Origin of the sequence: Wolbachia endosymbiont of Oryzaephilus surinamensis, assembly GCF_025617515.1 — a bacterium.
Taxonomy (GTDB): Bacteria; Pseudomonadota; Alphaproteobacteria; order Rickettsiales; family Anaplasmataceae; genus Wolbachia.
The window spans coordinates 1063630-1085091 of sequence record NZ_CP092526.1 but is presented as its reverse complement, the minus strand read 5'-3'; the positions used below and the strand labels follow the sequence as shown (position 1 = coordinate 1085091).

General features: G+C 34.1%; 15 protein-coding genes. 3 read left to right on the top strand and 12 right to left on the bottom strand.

What is annotated here, in order from left to right; translation table 11 throughout:
• Positions 1 to 63: 63 nt before the first annotated feature.
• Genes MJ631_RS04890 through rseP form a run of 5 tightly spaced genes read right to left on the bottom strand, consistent with a single transcriptional unit; the run spans position 64 to position 7631 of the window.
• Positions 64 to 3132: a WPE palindromic element domain-containing protein gene (locus MJ631_RS04890; RefSeq protein WP_262986222.1), complete on the bottom strand. Its 3069-nt coding sequence runs from the start codon at positions 3130 to 3132 to the stop codon at positions 64 to 66.
• 45 nt (positions 3133 to 3177) lie between these two features.
• Positions 3178 to 3609, bottom strand: coding sequence for a 3-hydroxyacyl-ACP dehydratase FabZ (gene fabZ, locus MJ631_RS04885; RefSeq protein WP_006014455.1), 432 nt, complete (start codon positions 3607 to 3609; stop codon positions 3178 to 3180).
• Between the two features lie 4 nt (positions 3610 to 3613).
• Positions 3614 to 4174, bottom strand: coding sequence for an OmpH family outer membrane protein (locus MJ631_RS04880; RefSeq protein ID WP_007302414.1), 561 nt, complete (start codon positions 4172 to 4174; stop codon positions 3614 to 3616).
• The gene (gene bamA, locus MJ631_RS04875) at positions 4175 to 6508 is read right to left on the bottom strand and encodes an outer membrane protein assembly factor BamA (protein WP_262986221.1); all 2334 of its coding nucleotides are present in this window, start codon (positions 6506 to 6508) and stop codon (positions 4175 to 4177) included.
• A gap of 7 nt (positions 6509 to 6515) precedes the next feature.
• Complete coding sequence (gene rseP, locus MJ631_RS04870) at positions 6516 to 7631, bottom strand: RIP metalloprotease RseP (protein ID WP_262986220.1); 1116 nt, start codon at positions 7629 to 7631, stop codon at positions 6516 to 6518.
• A gap of 99 nt (positions 7632 to 7730) precedes the next feature.
• Here rseP and MJ631_RS08045 point away from each other — a divergent pair, with 99 nt between their 5' ends.
• Entirely contained in the window at positions 7731 to 7997 is a 267-nt protein-coding gene (locus MJ631_RS08045; RefSeq protein ID WP_019236875.1) for a succinate dehydrogenase assembly factor 2, read from the top strand.
• Here the strand turns inward: MJ631_RS08045 and MJ631_RS04865 are convergent.
• From MJ631_RS04865 to MJ631_RS04855, 3 genes are read right to left on the bottom strand one after another with little or no spacing between them, the layout of a single operon-like run.
• A complete protein-coding gene (locus tag MJ631_RS04865; RefSeq protein WP_007302417.1) occupies positions 7975 to 8292 on the bottom strand; it encodes a cell division protein ZapA in 318 nt (105 codons plus the stop codon). The two genes, MJ631_RS08045 and MJ631_RS04865, sit on opposite strands and share 23 nt — an antisense overlap.
• A 43-nt stretch (positions 8293 to 8335) precedes the next feature.
• Positions 8336 to 8614: an HU family DNA-binding protein gene (locus MJ631_RS04860; RefSeq protein WP_007302418.1), complete on the bottom strand. Its 279-nt coding sequence runs from the start codon at positions 8612 to 8614 to the stop codon at positions 8336 to 8338.
• A 19-nt stretch (positions 8615 to 8633) separates the two neighbouring features.
• Complete coding sequence (locus MJ631_RS04855; protein WP_052264995.1) at positions 8634 to 10286, bottom strand: 30S ribosomal protein S1; 1653 nt, start codon at positions 10284 to 10286, stop codon at positions 8634 to 8636.
• Between the two features lie 103 nt (positions 10287 to 10389).
• On the opposite strand from MJ631_RS04855, the gene trmB reads away from it, so the two are divergent.
• The gene (gene trmB, locus MJ631_RS04850; RefSeq protein WP_007302420.1) at positions 10390 to 11034 is read left to right on the top strand and encodes a tRNA (guanosine(46)-N7)-methyltransferase TrmB; all 645 of its coding nucleotides are present in this window, start codon (positions 10390 to 10392) and stop codon (positions 11032 to 11034) included.
• A 208-nt stretch (positions 11035 to 11242) separates the two neighbouring features.
• Here trmB and MJ631_RS04845 read toward each other — a convergent pair whose 3' ends face one another.
• Entirely contained in the window at positions 11243 to 11764 is a 522-nt protein-coding gene (locus tag MJ631_RS04845) for a pyrimidine dimer DNA glycosylase/endonuclease V (RefSeq protein WP_007302421.1), read from the bottom strand.
• Between the two features lie 122 nt (positions 11765 to 11886).
• On the bottom strand, positions 11887 to 13284 hold the full coding sequence (terL, locus tag MJ631_RS04840) for a phage terminase large subunit (RefSeq protein WP_012481978.1): 1398 nt from the start codon (positions 13282 to 13284) through the stop codon (positions 11887 to 11889).
• A 61-nt stretch (positions 13285 to 13345) separates the two neighbouring features.
• On the opposite strand from terL, the gene MJ631_RS04835 reads away from it, so the two are divergent.
• Positions 13346 to 14443, top strand: coding sequence for an alpha/beta hydrolase family protein (locus MJ631_RS04835; RefSeq protein WP_262986219.1), 1098 nt, complete (start codon positions 13346 to 13348; stop codon positions 14441 to 14443).
• A gap of 731 nt (positions 14444 to 15174) precedes the next feature.
• Here MJ631_RS04835 and MJ631_RS04830 read toward each other — a convergent pair.
• Positions 15175 to 16491 carry a hypothetical protein gene (locus MJ631_RS04830; protein ID WP_262986218.1) on the bottom strand — a complete coding sequence of 439 codons (1317 nt, stop codon included), beginning with the start codon at positions 16489 to 16491 and terminating at the stop codon, positions 15175 to 15177.
• Positions 16492 to 16495: 4 nt separating this feature from the next.
• Positions 16496 to 21148: a collagen-like protein gene (locus MJ631_RS04825; RefSeq protein WP_262986217.1), complete on the bottom strand. Its 4653-nt coding sequence runs from the start codon at positions 21146 to 21148 to the stop codon at positions 16496 to 16498.
• Positions 21149 to 21462: the final 314 nt, after the last annotated feature.

Sequence of the window (21462 nt, the reverse complement as noted above, 5' to 3'; positions counted from 1 at the left end):
CACGAGCGTTAGTAAATTATTTACTTTTTGAAATAAAATTTGGCATCACTTTAATATCCAGACTTAGTAAACCTCAGTAGGGCTGCCAGTTGGACCCATAAGAATTACTTGTTCACCTTCTTTAAAACATTTACATAAATTAGTGGAACCGCCAGTTTCAAGCACAATAGTGGAAATAATTCCTTTTTTTTTGTCTACTTCAGTGCCGGTTACAGCTATACCTTCCATAGCAAGGGTTGTATTATTGACTTTTCTGCTATTGATTGCAAAATTTTGCAACCTAAAGAATTGTCCGGGTTTAAAATTTTTTGCCGCAAGTGGTGCTTTGATCACTATTTCCACAACTTTGTCAGTTAAATATTGAATTTTTATAATCTTTGCGGTGAATTGCTCTTTGATTCTATTAAAAAATTTTTCGTTAGCCAGGTGTTCTGATATTATTCCAGCGCGTGACGCTTTAGTGTACAAATGCTGCAATTTGTAGGTAATTCGCATAGTAGGTGGTGTTATGCAAGTAGCTGACACTGGAATCCAGTTCTGACTATACAACCATCTGATGTACTCATTCAAAATTAAGTTTTCTGGATCCCAGTGTCTGGGCACTGGAATGACATCTTTTTTGGTGAAAGTTACTCTTACATTACAACATTCATACAAGTGTGCATATGACTCCGAGATTCTAGCTGGAGTGGGAGAAATGAAGCTAACTCTATTCAAAAGCTGAGAAATGATAGGGTAGCCGTTCTTAGCACTTGCCATAGCTTTCACGACGCTGCCGCTATACGAAGGGTGAAGATCACCAAAAAAGCTAATTGTTTTATTGTCTTGCTTATATACCAATATCCTGTCTTTATCCTGCATCTTAGGAGAAAATACTGGATCTATTTCTTTTCCTAATGAGTTTAAATGAATAAAATATCCATTACTTAGTTGAAAATGCTTTTTATCTTCTGTTGCAATAGCCGTGTTTGGTTCAGTGCCTGCTGCTATGAGAATAGAGCGTGCTTTGATACATTTAATTTCGTGGGATTTTGTATCAATCAGTTTTATCAACTCAGCATGATTATATTTGTCTGTAACAATTTCAATAGGCTCTAAGTTTTCAATGAAGTAGATTCCTTCTGACAATGCATTTTGCACCTCTTCGCTATTTAATCGATAGCTCGGTGAATCTTTTAGCTCTTTTCTGTATATAATTTTCACTCCCCCGAAGCTCTTAGTTAGTTCCAATATTTTTGCTTCTCTATTCTCTTTTTTTGCTAACTCTTGCTCTGCTTGGATCAATTTTGCGTGCGATATAAGCTCATTTGCAATTTCATATTCTTCTTCCGTCCAATCTTTTTCAACATATTTCTTTCCATACTTATCAACTAATATCTCATAACGAAGAAGAAATTTTTCTACTTGAATTGGATAATATGCTAAAGCTTCAGTGGCAGTATCAATTGCAGTGAGTCCTGCACCTATGACAACTATCGGCATGCGAACTTGCAGATTTGCTATGGAGTCGAACTTAAGAGCACCGGTAAGTTGTAATGACATCAGAAAATCAGATGCCATGCGCACTCCGCGAGCCAGCATATTCTTTATTTTGATCATTCGTGGCTTGCCAGAGCCAAGTGCTAGTGCGATGTGATCAAAACCCAAGTTGAAGGCATCATCAACATTAATCGTGCCATCAAAACGAATGCCTCCATAAAGTGCGAAATTCTCACGCCTTTCCAGTAGTAATCTAATAATCTTTAAGTAATTTTTATCCCATCGGGAAGTAATGCCATATTCTGCCACCCCACCAAACCCATCTGCCATGCGTTCACTCAATTTTTCGTGTTTGAAATCTTTAATTAGCTGAAAATTATCGATCAAAGGTTCAATCTTTAGTCCATCAATGGCGATAACGTTATGCCCATCGTTTAATAAATGATGAGCTAAATTAAAACCCGCAGGACCAAGTCCTACAACTAGAACGTTTTTTCCAGTATTTTCTTTTGGCAATGGACGCTGAAAATTTAAAGGATTCCAACGGCTAAGCAGAGAATATATTTCAAATCCGTACGGCAAATTGAGTACGTCGTCCAAAATCCTTGTTTCAACCACTGGCACATTTACAGGCTCTTGTTTCTGATATATGCATGAGTTTATGCAATCATTGCATATTCTATTCCCAGTAGCTGCACATAATGGGTTATCTATCATCACAATTGCAAGACTTGCTATGCTATATCCTTCGCTTTTTACCAAATTCATTTCTGATATTTTCTGCTCTAGTGGGCAGCCGTGCAGCTCAACTCTAAGTGGAGACTTTTTGAAAGTGTTGTCATCATTGATTAGCCCCTTTGAGCAGCTGTCCTTACTTTGCTTATGACAAAATATGCAGTAGTGAGCATTATCTAGTGCTTTATTCAAACTCACCTTTTTGCTTGTTAGATCAAAACCATATCTTCTTTTCACCTCATTTGAATACAGAACCTCAACCTCGTCTACTTCTTTTTTCAAGAATGATACGAGATTTTCGTAATCAATTTTCTTATGTATGCTAAATAGTATACTCTGTTTATTTTTTACTCTCCAAACTGCATATTGAGCCGCAAGTTCTATTTCTTCTTTGTGATCCTCTTTATTTTCAAGCCAACTCATTACCTGCTCAGAAAAGTTTTTTTCTGTTGTCGGTAAAGTAATGAAACTATTTAATTTGTTAGTGACATAATCAATATTTGCTACATCAGTGTATTTCTTCAATGCATAACGCTGAACAAATAATCTTTTGCATCTGTATATTACAGCAAAGTCATTGTGTTTTTCCTTTAACTCTTCTACTTCTTTTTCAATATTGAAAAATTTTGCAATAAATTCATCAAGTAAATGTGAGAGATCCATTATTAACTGGCTATTACAACCATCTTTCATCCAAGCTGGAATCCATCCTTCTTGTTTTCTGGATCCCAGTGTCAAGCACTGGGATGAACACTGGGATGACATCGAAGAAGAAGCTGCTTTTTCTCTTGCTTCAACTAATGAATAAAACAAGCTTTCATCGCACGATTTTATGTAATCCAAAAACGCCTTATCTAACTTTATTAATTCATTACGAGTGTATAAGTTTGAAAATGAGACTTTGAAATTCAGTTGCATCTTTATACTATACAGTGTACATACTGTTTCTTATAGATGAAGATTTTATTTATCTTGCAGTTTTGCTAAGATTGTTGCTCCTGCAACCTCTTCTTTTCCAACAGATGCAACACACTTAAATTTGTATACACCTAAACGCAAACCTTCAAAGTTAGATTGAAGAATTAAGGTATCTCCTGGAGTGACTGGCTTTCTGAATTTTGCGTTTTCAATGGACATAAAGTATACAACTTTATTTTCTACTGTTTTTTTACCGAGAACACATATAGCAGATGCTTGAGCTAAAGACTCAATTATCAAAACTCCTGGCATTATCGGATGGCCAGGAAAATGACCAATAAAAAATTGCTCGTTGAAAGTCACGTTTTTAATTGCTTTTATACTCATACCAGGATCGCATTCTATGACCCTATCTACTAAGAGAAAAGGATAAGAATGTGGTAGTATTTTTATAATATCATTGATATTACATTGCATAAGTCTATTCAATGTTTTGCAAAGCAAATTCGGGTATTTCCTTGTTTACATTTTTTAATACTACATCCGATAAATCTACTTCATCCATAGAGTATAAAACTTGATTCTTTTTTGAAATAAATAGTACCAAATCTATGTTGTTTTTTTCTGCTGTTCTTTTAGCAACTTCTTTTATCTTGTTAAAGACACTTTCTACTGCTTCTCTATAATTTTCTTCTAAATGTGACATTTTCTTAGCGTAATTATCCCTAACACTTACAGTATGCTTACTAAATTGTTCTGTCTTTTCTTTTTTTGCTTCTTCTGACAAAAGGTCAAATTCTTCTTTCGATGGCTTAAATTTTTCTAACTCATTTTCAAATTCCTTCTGTAATCTAGAGTTCTGCTCCTTTATTTGTTGTTGTATATTTTGCAGAGCCAGAGATTCATTGATAACCTTATCACTATCAATAATGGCAGCCTTTGTATTAAGCGTGCTCTGAGGTTGATACCCTACAAACTTATACCCCACAAATAAGGAAATAATTAAGGCAATAACTGATGTAAATAACTGTATATATTTCATTTAAATCCCCACTTCAATAGAAATTTTAACGTTTGTCGATGGTATTATGTCATAAGCTTCCTTTACTAAAGGAAACCCAAAATCTAATCTAATTCTACCAAAAGGAGAAGGCATTGAAAAGCCAAAACCTGGTGATACTCTTATAAGCTTACTATCGTAATATTTCCCACTATATCTCTTCTTTTCATCTAAACCAAAAAGTGTTGCATAGTCAACAAATAGTGAGCCTTTGATACCAGCATAGTCGTATAATTTAGATAGTGGAAAATCTACTTGCTGTGTTAAATTAAAATAAGTTTTGCCTCCCAATGAGCTTTGATTTTTGTCTTCTGCTCTTGGTCCAATGCCGGAAAGGTCAAATCCTCTAATCTCATTACCCCCTTTAAAAAAGTGCTGGCCAATGTTTAGATCTTCATCGGTATAAGAAAAAATATGACCTGCTGCTACTTTAAAGCGCAGTGTTATATCATCATCAATTTTGCTTAATATAGGATGTGTATAAAAAGATAAGAATTCAGATTTTAGGAAATTTACATTTCCTCCCAATCCTGAAATATCCTGATTTAAGCGCAATAAATATCCCTCTTTAGGAGTATAGAGGTTATCCAGTTTATTGTATGATAACGTATATCCCACTGATGAAACCTGATACTCACCTTCTTGATCTCTTATTATCTCAGAGATATCCTCATCTTTTCCACCCTTATTGTCCATGTGTATGTGATTATACTTATAAGAATATTGAAAGGAATTGGTTAGATTTTCTGAGATTTTATATGATACTTTTGCTATTCCTCCCCAGTTGCAGGTATCGAAAGTAGTGTTTGGTTTGTCTTGTTTTTCATAAAAAACACCCATGCCTAGTGAAGTATCAGAGTCGTTAAAATTATTTTCAACAGCGTCTATACTAGTAGAAAGAACATATTGACTTTTTTCAAGAGCAAAAGATACTTCTTTACCACTACCAAATAAATTACGATCTGTGAAATCGGTTTTAACAAATACTCCACCAGGAAGAGACATACCACCTGTTAAAGATAACGAGGCAGTTCTTTTTTCTTTAACATTTAAATCAAGATTCACTGCATTGTCATCCACTGTATAACTATTTATTTTTACTGTTTCAAAGAAATCACTATATATCAATTTTCTACGTGATTTTTGGATCTCAGATGTGTTATATGCGTCACCTTCTGCCATGCTAAGTTTTCTTCTAATTACTTTATCTAAAGTGCGGTCATTGCCATCAATAGTAATTTGGTTTATATAAATCTTTTTACCTGGTAGCACTTTGTAAGTTACATCCACAATATTGTTATGTTGTGTATATTCTGGATTAACTTTTGCAAATATATATCCTTTTTCGCTTAAATGTTTACTTATTTTTTCTGCTGTATTGTTAATTTTAACTCTATTAAATATTTGATTATTTTCCTCTTTGATAAATTCTAATATTTCTTCCCTTAAACTTAAATCCTGAATCTCAGTTTCAATATCAACTTCATTATTTCCAAATAAGTATTGCTGCTTTTCATCAATCAAAAAAGTTAACTCTATTTGGTTATTATTATCAACCTCAACAATTGGTTGGATATTATTTTGAATATATCCCTTAGATGAATAGAAGCGATCAAGCAGTTCTGTGTTAATCAGTAGATATTGAGGTGAATAATGAGTTCCGCTTTTAAAAATGGCTCTAAATAACTTACTAAATATATCATTGCTATGCCTTTTGATAACTTGCTCTAGCTCATTTGCTGAAAAGCTTTTATTACCTATGAATCGTAAACCCTTAATTTTAGACGTTCTTCCTTCTTTTATCTTAAAAATTAGGTTTATCCTATTGCTACCGAGCTTATCTAGCTCATATGCAATTTTAACACCAATTTTACCACTGTTCCTATAAAGAGTAGCTAGATTTATTAAATCGTTTTGTAATTTTGTTTCAGTGAAAATAGTTAGTGATTTTGACTGGATAACGTTATTTAGCAACTCTTTACTGTTAAATAACTTATTGCCTTTCAATATTACTTTGTTAATCAATGGATTCTCATGAATTTTTACTACTAAGTTTTTTTCATCATCGATATAGGCGTTAATACTAGCAAATAACTTTGTTTTATATAAATCTTTTATAATTGAATCTACATCATCATCATTTATATGACTACCTGGTTCTAATTTTGTATAAAACCTTATTGTTTGATCACTTACTCGCTCATTGCCAATATACTTAATATTTTTTATCTGTACTTTTTCTTTATTTTCTAGAGCAACAAGTAGAGTGGGAAAAGAAATAAATATTATTATTAGTATGTGAAATAACTTTTTCATATGTATCTTAAAAAAGATGCCTAATATCATTTGTGATTGCAACTGCCATCAACAAAAACAGTATGGTAGCACCAAAAGTGACTGCATATTTTTGATATTTCAAACTCAAATCTCTACGTATAACTGCTTCTATAATATAATGAAATAAATGCCCACCATCTAGTAGTGGTATTGGCAGCAAGTTAATTGCAGCTAAGTTAGCTGAAATGATTGCCATAAAATATAGAACCATAATAAATCCCTTTTTGGCTGATTGCCCTGAATATTTTGCGATTTTTATTGGCCCACCTATTTCATTTATACTCCTTTTACCAACAACAATTTGAAAGAGTGCTTTGATTGTTAAACACATAGTGTGGTAGGTTTCATTCACTGATAGGCTAGCAGCTCCAAGAAAAGATGACTGTTTTAACCCTATCATATTAATTGAGGTAATTCCTATAGTTTTTCTTTCTATTATGTTACCAAAGACATCTCTATCCTCAACTGTAAACGGAGTTAGAATAGTTCTGTACTCTTCGTTATTTCTGCTATACTTAATTTCTATTCTTGTTTCAGGGTTGGACATTATCACGCGTGAAATATCTTCAAAGTATTTTATTTTGTACTCATTGATCTGTGTAATAGTGTCACCTGGTAATAGGCCAGCTTGCTTTGCTGCACTTTCTTCAATTACATTACCAATTACTGGTGGAGTACGATAATAACCTGCCACGCTGAAAAATATTGTGAAGGCTATAACGGTAAATATCATGTTTGCAAAAGGCCCTGCAAAAACTATTGCTGCTTTTTGATATCGAGGTTTTGTATGGAATGAGTATAATTTTTCTTCTTCAGTTAATTTTTGTTGATCAACAGGAACGCTTGCTGCATTAGTATCCCCTAACATTTTAACGTAACCACCCAATGGAAAGGCACTTAATTTCCATCTAGTTCCAGACTTGTCGTTAAAACCAAAAATTTCAGGACCAAAGCCTATAGAAAAAGATTCAACTTTAACCTTGCATGCTTTAGCGACAATATAATGCCCACATTCATGCACGAATACTATGATAGAAATTATTAAAGAAAACGATAAAAAATAATATATTCCAGCGCTAAGTTGATGAGAAATTAATTCCACCTATGTTTTAAATCTTAATCAAACGTTGAGTATATTAAAATGCGCCTTGCTTGACAAGTATTTAGTTTAGTCTTTAAATTAAAAAAAAGTTTAATGACAATGATAGATATCTCCTTATTAAGAAGAAAACTGATGTATAGGAGTTGGCATAGGGGTTGTAAAGAAACTGATATACTTTTAGGGCATTTTGCATTGAAATATCTTGATAAATTTTCCTTAAGTGAACTAATTGAATACGAAAAAATAGTTGATCTTGATGATTGCGAATTATATTGTTACATAACTCGTAAGAGACTTCTCCCCCCTGATTTGAGTAGTGAGGTAGTCGATTTGATTGCTTCCTTTAATCACTTATGCACCCAATAATCTTGTTTACCCTATCTAATACTTCAGCATATTCTACTCTTTTTTCCTCCTTATACTTTTTGCATTCTTGATTTATTTCGTCTAATCGCTTTGTTAATTCTAAAATTTTGTCTTCGAGAGTCAATGCTGCAAGTAAGAAATTTAATGCATCTGAGCCCTTACCTCCAGTTCTTTGAGATATGGAGCTAACTAGCTTGTTGAAGCTATTAGCAAGTTGTAATAAATGGTCCTTCTTTTTACTTTCGCAAGATATTTTATATGTGTTATTATGTATAACTATTTCTACTACTTGCATATGATGCTATATTGTACAACTTTCAAATTTACAATATAGATTTTCATTCATTTATCAAGAGGGATAACTTTTTACTGCTACGAAAATAAGTTTTAAAGTATTGATGTTTTGCAACCTTCTGTGACGTCAAATTACTTGCTTCTTTCAAGTTATAGCTTCTAATTGAAAAAGAACCAAACCCCCTGATTTCAACTCTATTATGATATTTTAACGTGTTTGAAAACACTCGAAAAAAACTATCAACTATGGCTGCTATAATAACCTTATCTAACAAAAGGTTTTTTTTTGCCACTTTTGCTATTATATCAGATTTCGTTGCCATTTATATGAAGCACAAGAAGTTATTTGGCAGATAATATTATATTATATTTTTCAACACCTACTACTTCAACTTGTATTTTTTCTGATATAGAAAACTTTTTATTTTCTGGTAAATGCTCTTGATCTACTAAAAGGGTTACATTGTTCTCAATTTCAACGATTAGACCATTTTCCTCTCTCTTACTTACAGTAACCTGAATTTTATCCCCTACTTTAACTTTCTCTATCAGTTCTTCAAGAGGATCATACTCTATTTGTTTTACTCCAAGATAAATTCTTGTCCGATCTACGTTAGCCCTTATCACTTTTGCTTCTATTTCATCACCTACATTATACTTTTTTATCTCATCTGAATTGTTTTTCGACCAACTTAGATTTTGCATATAAATTGTTCCTTCTACGTCCTCAGATATCTCAGAATTATCAAAAGTCACAGATATTTGTGAACCATTGTTGCTTTTAACTTTACCAGAAACAATAGAACCAAGAGGATATTTATCAATAAATACTTGCCAAGGATTCTCTACGCACCTTTTTGTGCTTAAACTCATCTTATTTTTAATAATGTCAATACCGAGAATTTTTACATCCACTTCTTGTCCTATTGTTACAAAACTACTAATTGGTAAATTACTCTTGCTCCAAGTTATTTCTGATGAGTGTACCAAACCCGCAATCCCAGGTTTAATCTCAACAATGAATCCACAATCTTTTATACCCGTTACGCATCCTTTGTGTACGCTGTTAATTGGGCATTTTGACTCTAGATCTTGCCAAGGATTGTCTCCTAATTGTTTTACACCCAGGGAGATTTTTCCATTTTCTCTATCTATTTTTATAATTTTAGTTTTTATATGCTGACCACAAGAAAAAATTGCAGATGGATGACTTACATTACTCCAAGAGATATCTGTAATATGTAGCAGTCCATCTATAACTCCCACTGTATCTGATTCATGAATGCCAACAAATGCACCGTAGTGAGTGATGCTTTTTATTTTGCCTTCTACTACATCACCTTCATTTAAAGATTCTAAAAACTTAATTTTTTCACCAGCATGCAACTTCTCTAATACCAGCTTTCTTGATACTACAATATTCCCCTGCTTCTTATCCATTTTAAGAACGATGAATTTTTGTTCAGTTTCAATAAGGTGATTAGCATCTTTTATTTGCTTCAAATCCACATGACTCAGAGGTAAAAACGCACTTATTCCATCACCAAGATCAACAATAAAACCGCATTTAATTGAGCGTTTAATGATTCCTGTTACTTCATCTTTTGTAATTGCGCTTTCTTCCAATTTATTCCATTTTTCGTCTCTGATTGCTTTCTCACGACTAAGAACAACATTACCATGGTAATCTTCAATTCTTTCAACATAAACTCTAATTTTCGAGCCAACAGTGATATCATCATTACAACTGAGCTCCTTAATCAGAATTCTTCCGTCTGACTTTAAACCAACATCAACCACAATATCATTAGAATTTCTTCTTGTGATTATACCTTCTACCACATCTCCTTCTTTGATTTTGTTAGCAAAAGAATCTTCACAAAAGTCATTGTCTTGATTATCAAATTGATCTTGAAATATCTCTTCTATGAACCTATTTGATGATAGCCTCTTGATAGCAACTGTACTTTCCATACCTTTTAATTTTAACTTCATTAGAACTCATATATTATATAATATTAATAATTAGTGACAAGTAAATTCTCATTAATTCATTTCGAGAATTGTTTAAGCTATAAAAGATTAAGTTATGTAAGATATGTTATCTAGGAATAATAATTGGATTAGGTCATTTTCCAGAAGATCTAGGTTGAAGTTGAATGTTTTGGAGAAGTATTCTATTAAAAACAGCAAGGAATCTATAAAAAAGATCGTAGACTTACAAAAAAGAATACGAGTAGAAATAGGTTTCGGTAATGGTGAAAATATGCTCCATCAGGCATTCAATGAATCTGATCTATTATTTATAGGATGTGAGCCTTATTTAAAGGGGGTCTCTTCCTTGCTAAAAAGCATAGAAGCACACAGCATAAAAAATATTTTAATATGGACAGAAGATGCAAGAGAATTAATTGCCAATTTTCCTGACAACAGTGTTGAAAAATTCTTTATTCTCTTTCCAGATCCATGGCCAAAAAGAAGTCACAACAAAAGACGGTTAATTAATACGGAATTTTTAAATTTATTAGCAAAAAAAATACTTGTCACAGGTGAAATATTTATTGCAACTGATCATCAGGATTATGCAGAGTGGATAGAGTTACATATAAAGCAGTGTAATTTTTTAACCTATAAGGAAGATAGTTTTGCAAATTATACCCCAACAAAATACCACAGAAAAGCGCTAGAATATCAGCGTAAAATAAAGTTTTTTAAAGTAAATGTTATATCTAAACTGACTTAGATTTACCTCTGCTTGTTAGTACAGATGTGTACATGACACTCTATAGTGCAAGTAGCCTACCATATACTGGGAATAACAGTTTACTGAATTCTTTAATCTCACAAATAGAAAGATCAATAAACTTGATAAACATCAACATTATCAGCCAGCATTGCTTTTGCAACTTCAATTCTACCTTTTTTATGATCGGTTTGGATAATTTTATAACCTATAGCATTTTGTCTAGCAACCAATCTGGTGCTTCTCTACCTTTTTCCCACTTAGCAAATCTCATCTTTTCTTTTAGGTAATATTCTCTATATGCTTCTATTGGGTTATTACATTTATATCGATCAGGTAACGCTTGTGTAAAAGCTTGTATATCAGCTGATCGAAATATTAGCAAATCCTTGTTATTATCGCACCAATCTATAACTTCTTCGGATTTATGCGTTCTTTTGTATCGCAAGCTATATTCTATACACAATTCTTTTCCATGTTTTATTAACCAATCAAAGTTTCCTTTTGATTGTCTAGCCCATAAAGAACAAGGATGGTTTTTGTGAGTAAGTTTATATGGAACTTCTATATTCTGGTTTGTAATGCTGACTAAAGGATTTGGCTCTTTTAATGCTATTGAAAAAACACTGCTAAGCAATTGAGCAGTTTCTAGCGGCATTTTTACTATGTGCTTATCGCATAACATTTGTGCTGCAGTTACAGGATTTTCGTCTAATATAAAGATATTCATCTAAGCACCCAGAGATAGAATTTTTGCGTAGTATTTATTTCAATAAACCCTAAAATATCATTCAGAAAATGGATAAAACTCAGTTAAAAAAATTATACACAATTCCGAGGAACCTTTTCAAGCTACAATGAACGTATAGCTACCACTCTAGCAATATTATTTCTCACCCACTGAAGATATTGCACGGTACTGTCTACTTGATCGTCGTGACGGATTTCTGGAAACATTAAAATCTCATACTCAAAGTCGCTAAGCCATACTGCTTGGTTAGGGAGAAAAACCCGCTCAGATTCTATAATTGGGACAATTCGGTGAAATCGAGTTAATTTGTCATCATGTGGTACTATTTGAATAATAGGTAAATCACTGTTTTTCCTGAGCTCCTGAACCAATTGCTGACCGCTTGCTTTTGCTTCGATTAAAATTGCGTGTGGCTTCCACCTTGCAGCCAGCGACAGAACTTTCTCTTTAAGTTTTGGATATTCAAGTTTTGCGCGATATACATCGAGTAAATAGAATGTATTATCTACTTTTGTCCAGGTAGTGCAGACACTAAAGTCACTTGTATTGTTTGTTGAAATTGCAGTATCCCAACTTTGTGTTACATGCAAGAGGCTATCAGGAAAATTTTTATAGCGCTTCAACCACTCTCGTTTAATTATAGCACTTGAAAGTGGTAGAGGGTTTTGTTGGTATTGAGCAGCAAAACCATAACTCCCAAGTTCAGCTTTTATCATCTCAATTTCTTCTTTTCCTTCAGTTAGGGAATACAACAATTGACCTTCTTTTCTTGAGTATATTTCCTGTTCATGCTCTGGAATATGATTATTAACTGAATAAATAATCTCCTTATCTTCAGCTATTATTGGTAAACAGACATGATGCCATATGTTTCTTGGTTTACAGAGGAGGTGACCAGTTAAATCTTCTAAATGGAGTCTGTGCATCACAAGAACGATAACTCCTTTTTTTCTGTCGTTGAGCCTGGTTACTAAAGCCTGATCAAACCAGTTTGCAGCACGCTTTCTAAATGTTTCGCTCAAAGCTTGTGCGGGACTTAGTGGATCATCCACGATAATGAAATCTCCACCTTCACCGGTTAATGTTCCCCCAACTGATGTTGCAATCCTACATCCTCTTTGCACTGTTTGAAATTTATATTTAGTGTTTTGATCTTTGCATAATTCTACTTTCGGAAATAGCTCTCTATACCAATCAGATTGCATTATGCACCTGGTATCGAGTGAGTGCTTTTCGCTGAGGAGCCGAGAATAACTTGCAACTATTATTCTTGCAGTTGGCTGATTTCCGAGTATCCATGCGGGCCATGCAACACTTACACAAATAGACTTCATTGAACGCGGAGGCATATTGAATATTATTCTTTTCACTTCACCTGAACTTGCCGCTTCAAGCCTATCCGCTATGACTTTTATATATTGATAATCATTATACTCACACCCCGGTACTACCGTTTGAAAGCATAATTCAATGAATTTTAAAAAGTTTATATTGTTCATAAAATTGAGATTTTGTTGATTTTTTAAGATTTTTTTGTATAATTATAGTGAGAGTTAAAATATGAAAGAAACAAGAGAGCAAACTGAGAGAGAATTTATAAAAACTCAAAACGGGATAAAAATAGAGACAATTACGCTTCTTGGTAAAAATCAAAACAATAATCGAGGTGAAAAACATCTGATATACTTTATTGGTGGAAATAGAGCGTTAAGCCCTGGTAAAGATTATTCCCAAAATTGGAATTGGGCCACAGAGCAAGGGATAACTGTACATCTTTTTAATTATCCTGGACTTGGTTTAAGTAAAAACAGTTCATTGATACGTAGCAATAGAGTTAAATCTGGTATAGCAGTTGTAACTAACTTATTGGAAAAAGGTATAAAGCCAGATGATATCATATTGTTTGGAGACTGCCTAGGTGGACATGTGGCTGCAGAGGTTCATAAAAATTTTAAGGGTAAGGATATACATTTAAGATGTATCGTTAGCAATGCCGCTAGTTCACTTAAACAAGCGTCTCTTTATTACTTTGGTTTTATGGCAAAGTTAAAAATTTTTCTTGCTCCGATAATCAGATTGGTACTGAAGATTTTTGGCTGCCACTGGAAGACATATAAAATCGTAAATTCAATTACTCCTTATACAATGTACTTTAATCGAGAGGGAGATAAAACGATAAAACAGCCAGCGCAACTTGCAACAGAAATAGAAAAAATAGATCAAAGCGGTAGAAGAAAAGATTACCAAAAAAAAGAAGTATTTGAAGGATTTGAGGAATATGAAGAATTTTTCAAGCAGCATACAACATTAAGAAAGAATGATAAATGTATTGATTCTAAAAAAGCTGATAAAGATATACATAAATTGCCAATTACGTGTTTAAAGTCTTCCAACAAAACTGATTACACTTTTCCTGAGTTGATTAGTTTATATATTCACATTACAGATGAATATTTTTCTAAACGTGGCTCATTAAATAATGAAGAGAAAGTTAAAGCATTTAAAGAAAGTAAATTTTATAAAGATTTTTCAAGCTGTAAAAATTCAAAGGACTTTTTGCATAATTACATGAAGAAGCAAGAGATGTCATTTCAGCATGTGACAATAGAATCTGGGGAAAAAAGACCTTTCTTAACAAGTCAAAGAAGTCTAGGGTAGCGAGCTTTAAACTTTTGACGCATATGCTTTTTTCAACATTTTAGCCATCTGTATCTGTTCAGATGCATGCAAATATTGAAACCAGTGTTTCTTTTCTTGTCATCCGAGTACTGGGATCCAGAAGAATTAATTGTGAACAAATAGCTATACGATATTTTCAATGAAGTTACAAAAAAGCTGGATTCCACACTGGAATGACACCGTCATAAACTGCTAGGCCTTCATAATGTCATTCCAGTCCTCATAGTGTTTATCCCGGCCTTCATAATTTCATCCCAGTGTCCTCTTTCTCTTGTCATCCCAGTACTTGATACTGGGATCCAGATGCATGGCTAATGCTGAAACCAATACTCCCTTTTCTTGTCATACGAGTACTGGGACCCAGAAGACTCAGGTAATAAGAACTAGATTCCAGCGCCACGCGCTGGAATGACACCGTCATAAACTGCTAGGTCTTCATAATATCATACCAGTACTGGTATCCAACTAAATTGGTGAACACTTTACAGCATTTTTGATAGAAAGAACTAGATGCCAGTGTCAAGCACTGACCCATTTTTTCCTTAAGTTTTTGCAGCTTGTGTTCTATTACAAAACCACTGCGTTACTAACGAGCGGCAAAATGGTAGCGAATCTAAACTAAAAAAATACATTTTTACACTGCTTGAAAGTCTACTCGATTCAATTTTAAAAACAATTATTGAAACAATTATAATATACTTTGTGCGTGGTTAAGATAGCTCTGGAATAGTATAAAGAACTATGTCATCATTGAAGAGAAATTCATCTGTTGTTTTGTACTCTTTATTAATTTTATAAGAATCATAAACATCGTAATCTGCTTTTGTATGGTAATCACAATATTGAAACTTACCCTCTTTATTGAAAAAGCCAAATTGATCAATTAATGTAGCCATTTTCTCACTTTTTGTTAATTCAAATACATCAGCTGGGCAGTGGCCTGAAGAATCTTGATTAGTAGTTCCTTTTGCAATAAAAAAAGATGGTTTATCGTTAAGCAACTTGCAGAAATTTGGCTTATATCCCTTTTTCATATAGTTTAAACTTGTATACTGGTATTCATCTGGAACATTTGAGTATTGAGAATCATACTTTTTATGTTCAAAAAACTCATTACCTAAGAAATTACAAAATGTTAATTTATAATCATCATTATTACTAGACTTAACGACTTTAAGATAATGAAAGTTTCTAGGAATTTTTATCTCTTCTTCTGTAACGTGATTATGTATGACCAATTGGTCATCAAGCATGCAGTAACCTATTTTTGGTAAAGTAGCTACAAGCTTACCGTTTAACATGATATCTGCTTGATAGATATTATCCGATAATTCTTTTCCCTTTTGCAAAGTAAAATTCTGCCCTGCCTTAGCTGGTGCACTGCATTGCTCAGTTTTAGTTAAGTTTTTTATTATTGTTGATATCTCACTAATTTCTAATATATCATGCTCATTTTTTGTGTATTGATACTTATAGCAACTACCATCTTCACATACTGGAAGACATTTTCCTTCTTCATCTGATATATAGATATAATCACCTTCTATTGTAAAATAAAGTCCACCTTTTTCTTCTTGAATTTTTTGTAGTACTGGGTCATTTTCATCGTTAAAATTGATAAAATTGAGTACTCCAGTTATATCTCTACCAGACAATTTGAGGCCAAAGTTAGGACTATCTTTTATGTTGTAAAGCGAAATCAAGATAGGTTTTGATTCAAGCTTTTCTATAATATTGTTTCTATTTGTACTTATTATAGCTTCTTGTTCTACAATAAGATCCTCTTTAATAGAGTTTCCACTTTCATCAGATCTTTCTGCCTGCAGGGGTAAGTTTCCTTCATATAAAGATATTTTATCTCCCTGCTTCTTTAACTTCAAACCATTAATATCCTCTACTTTAATTGTACCAATATGTGAATTGATAACCTTACTATTTTTGTTTAATATATAATATTCAGCAGGAAGTTTAATCAATTTTTTATAGAGCGGATTTTTATCCTCTATTTTAAATATATGTTTTTCCATGATATTACCTTAAATAACCAACAACTTGCTGATTAATGGCACTTAGGCTACTAGGAGGAGAGACATAACTCATAAAACTCCTTGGCTGCTCATTATCTGCCACTATTTTTTCAGTATTAACGAAAGCTCTTTGCTGCTCATTTAATCTTTTTTCCATATGATCTTTGAAAGTAGCCAAACATTTACTAGTTTGTTTGTAATCAGGTAATGATTTTTTCGCAGCTACACACAAGAACTTCAACAACTCATTATGATTTTCATCATTAAGTAATGACTTATTGATAATGGTTGACTGCAGTTCTACTGGATTAAAATTTAGACTTTTCTTTGAAATGCCGCATTTCACAGCTGTTTCTCCTAATACTTCTTCAAATTTTTTTACAATATCTACTGCATCTATTATTTTTGTCACTCGATTAAGCTCCTCTATTTCATTTTTTACTTTATATTTGTCCTGTCCTACCGCAGGGTAAAAGAAATTTATTACTTGAGATATAAATGAAGTTGGTCTGCTTGCTCCGCTTGTCACTGATGATTTTTTAGTTTCCCTCCTTCTTCTGCGTGCACTACAAACTTGATCTGCAGGATTTGTTGTACAAAACATATCTCTTACGCTACTATGCAATGCTTCCGCATTTTCTGCGGATTGAAGTGCTTGATCAGCAGAATCTTCAGCTTCTCCTGTAAGATTCACTGTTTGATTGTGTAGTATTTTAACCTTATCTTCCGTATCTTTAGCTTGTTTGGCAAAACCTTCTGAAGCATTTTTAGCTGCCTCTGCTGCTTTTTTAGCATCCAGAGTTTCATTTTTTGCTTTTCTTATCTCACGTAAAAACTGATCAGCTAATGTAGCACCTATTCCATCTTCTCCCTTGGAACCTGGCAATCCATTCGCACCTGGAGCTCCGGTATCTCCTTTTGGACCTTGTGGACCTGGCATACCCTTAAGACCAGATCTACCAACTTGACCTTTAGGTCCTTGCAAACCTATCTCTCCCTTAGGTCCTTGCAACCCATTCGCACCTGGTTCTCCTTTGTCACCTTTAGAACCTATCTCTCCTTTCTCACCCATATCACCTTTTATTCCCATGGCTCCGTCTAATCCTTTAGGACCAATATCTCCCTTTGTTCCATTTATACCTGGCTCACCTTTTATACCTTGAGGTCCTATATCTCCTTTTAATCCTTCTATACCCGGCTCACCCTTGTTACCTGTAAGACCTTGTGTACCATTGAAGCCCCTCATACCTGGCTCTCCCTTAGGACCTTCTGGACCTTGCAATCCATTTGCACCTGGTTCTCCTTTCTCACCCATATCACCTTTTATTCCCATGGCTCCGTCTAATCCTTTAGGACCTATATCTCCCTTTGTTCCATTTATACCTGGCTCACCTTTTATACCTTGAGGTCCTATATCTCCTTTTAATCCTTCTATACCCGGCTCACCCTTGTTACCTGTAAGACCTTGCGTACCATTGAAGCCCCTCATACCTGGCTCTCCCTTAGGACCTTCTGGACCTTGCAATCCATTTGCACCTGGTTCTCCTTTCTCACCCATATCACCTTTTATTCCCATGGCTCCGTCTAATCCTTTAGGACCTATATCTCCCTTTGTTCCATTTATACCTGGCTCACCTTTTATACCTTGAGGTCCTATATCTCCTTTTAATCCTTCTATACCGGGCTCACCCTTGTTGCCTGTAAGACCTTGTGTACCATTGAAGCCCCTCATACCTGGCTCTCCCTTAGGACCTTCTGGACCTTGCAACCCATTCGTGCCTGGTTTTCCTTTGTCACCTTTGGAACCTATCTCTCCTTTCTCACCCATATCACCTTTTATTCCCATGGCTCCGTCTAATCCTTTAGGACCTATATCTCCTTTTTCTCCCTTTGGACCTTGGACTTCTCCTGGATTTTTCCTTAGTTCTTCTGCAATGCTTTGTGTTAGCTCGGTATTATTTGCAAGGTTTTCTACTAATGTATGATTAGAATCACTTAGTAACACATCTGCTAGCTCTTCCATTCTGTTATCAGCTAATGCAATGGCTATTCCTGTTTGAATATCTTGATTACTAATAATTCTTCCTGCAACTTGCTTCTCTAATACTAAATCTCCGCCTTGGTCACGATATTCAAGCACCTGATTAGCAATAGTGCCATTATTAATTAATTTTTGTGCAACTTCTTCAGGACTTGCATCTCTACCTTTATCACCTTTAGACCCAGTATCTCCTTTGTCACCTTTAGAACCTATCTTTCCTTTCTCACCCATATCACCTTTTATTCCCATGGCTCCGTCTAATCCTTTAGGACCAATATCTCCCTTTGTTCCATTTATACCTGGCTCACCTTTTATGCCTGGCTCTCCCTTAGGACCTTGTGCACCTGGCAATCCATCTGTTCCGGTATCTCCTTTATCACCTTTAGAACCAGTATCTCCTTTGGGACCTTTTATCTTTCCTGGATTTTGTCTCAATTCTTCTGCTATTCCTTCACGTAAGACTGGATCATTTACCAGCACTTTTTTATCTTGATCATCTTTTGCTTCTAGTACTGCTCTTCCTAATTCACCTACTTTTTGAGTGTCAAAGAACTGATGAACAATATTTTCAACTATTGTTTTTGCTGCATTCACATCGCCTTTTAATTTGGCATACTCAAGCAAATACTCAACTAATTTTTCCTTGTCTATTTCTTGCTTCACGATTTCTAGAGCCTTTGGCTGATTATTTAAATCACTATGAAGCAGAAGATACTTAGCAAGTGCCCAATCGCTCACCTTACCTTTTATAAGATTGTGAGCTTCTATCTCGCTCATACTGCTTCTATCAACAAGTAGTTTAGCAAGCTTTTCTGCAAATTTTTCATATTTTTGGAAGGCTATAGGATCGGGATTATTTTTCTTTGTGGCATCGCTTGTTATCTTACTCACAGTATCTTTTATAATGTTTTTTGCTTCCTCTAAAGAAAGTTTACTTACTACTCCTTCAGTAAGTTTTGCTACATCAATTTTATTCACAAGTTCCTGCGAATTAAGATTAATTTTACCGGCAATCTGAGTTGCAAGATTTTCACCTTTGATACCATTTGCGTTAAGAACTGCTTCTCCTAGCTCAGCTTTTTTACTGGTAACTAATTCAGTTGCAATTTCTATAGCACTTGAGGCATCTCCCTTCTCACCTTTTGAGCCAGTATTTCCTTTAGAACCTTCTGGACCAGGAAAACCTCGGTCACCCTTATTACCTTTGGGACCTTGTTCGCCCTTTAACCCCCGTTGACCGTTACGACCTGGTTCGCCCTTTTGGCCTGGAGGACCTTGTACGCCTTTAACTAACGCTTTTAAAGAATCTTCTCGCTTTACACGCTCACCAAAAAGATGTGCTATTCTTTCTGAAAATCCCATGGAATTACTCTGATCTTCTTCCATTATAGCTGCTGCTAAAGGATATAGATGGGCTCTGTTAGAAGAAAATTCGGTAACAACTTGACTAATACTTGGAGTTATTCCATTAGTGCCTTGATTCCCTTTTTCTCCTTTAGGTCCTTGATCACCTTTTGATCCATGCGCACCTGACGATCCAGTATCCCCCTTGTTACCTTGAGGACCAGGCGCTCCATCGAAGCCTCTATCACCTTTTTGTCCCCTTTCACCTGGCTCACCTTTAGGACCTTGTACACCAGTACGTTCTAATCTGTCTATTCTGCGTTTTAAAAGTTCAATTTCTGTTTCTAAATTTATATGTTCTTGAATATTCACATCAACCTCCAAAAAGTTATCAAAATTTTCTAAGTTATAATAATAAGGATATGGACCTGGTCTATTGTCGTGCTCATACCCAAAAGAATTAGGGTTAAAATTATAAAAATTTTTGCATGTGCTATTTTCATACGATATGCAACCAACATAACTATTGCCTAACTTTTTTACTGCGAAATAGGTATCTTGTGCTTTCAAGCTCTCCATTTCATGAAAAGGGAATAACTGGAATGTATTGCTTATACGAGTAAATGCTGAAAGGATATTATTCAATATGCCAACTTTTCCACCAGTTAAATTATATACCTGATTATATACCTGAGCGCTCCTATATAATTTGTATATATTTCTTGATTCTTTAAACAAATAGTCTCCTATTTTTATTTTGAGTCTTCTATCAGGTGAACTTTTAAGATCTTCCAAAATAAGACTAACATTTTCGCTACTAATTATGTCTTTTGGATCTATTAAAACCTTCCTGTTTTCTAGCAGTTCATAATAAGTACTACAGCTTTCATGATTATATGTGTTAACATGTAAACCATTTGTGTAACCATAAGGCATATGATAAATAGTATCTATCATAGTATCTTTGCCATCATAGTAATAATAATAAGGTTGATCAGAGGTAGTAACTAAAGCGAATTTGTAATCATTTCCTACCCTTTCTAGCTTTAATTGTGGCCATTCAGATAAGTTGTTTAGTATACTTGCCACGTCATGCTTCAAATCCCAAATTTGAAAACTCAGGCCAATATTGTTGTCGATGATAATGTAAGATACACTAGGCAGGCTAAATGTTGTTTTGTTATTTAATCTTATTTGTGCAGGTATCCTACGACCAGTTCTATTATTACAATCTTTTTGTGGAATATCTTCCTTTTCTAGTTTAAAACGCATCTCCACCTCCCTTTGCGATTAGATATAATTAATTTATGGGTATTAATTATTGATTAATACTGATGATCAGTAAATATAATTATATTTTACACTAATTTAGTTATAAATTAACTTGTGAAAGAAAGTTGTTTTTTTACAACTGAGCATAAAAATGCTTTGTATTATCGAACTTCTTACCACTCCAGCTCTTTCATCTTATGGATGATATCGTTCCAGTGCTTGATACTGAAATCTAGTTCTTCCATAACCTCGTTGGAAAGGTTTTCAGTATAGGGACAAATTTTATTAATCTACAGAAACACCCTTACCCTCAG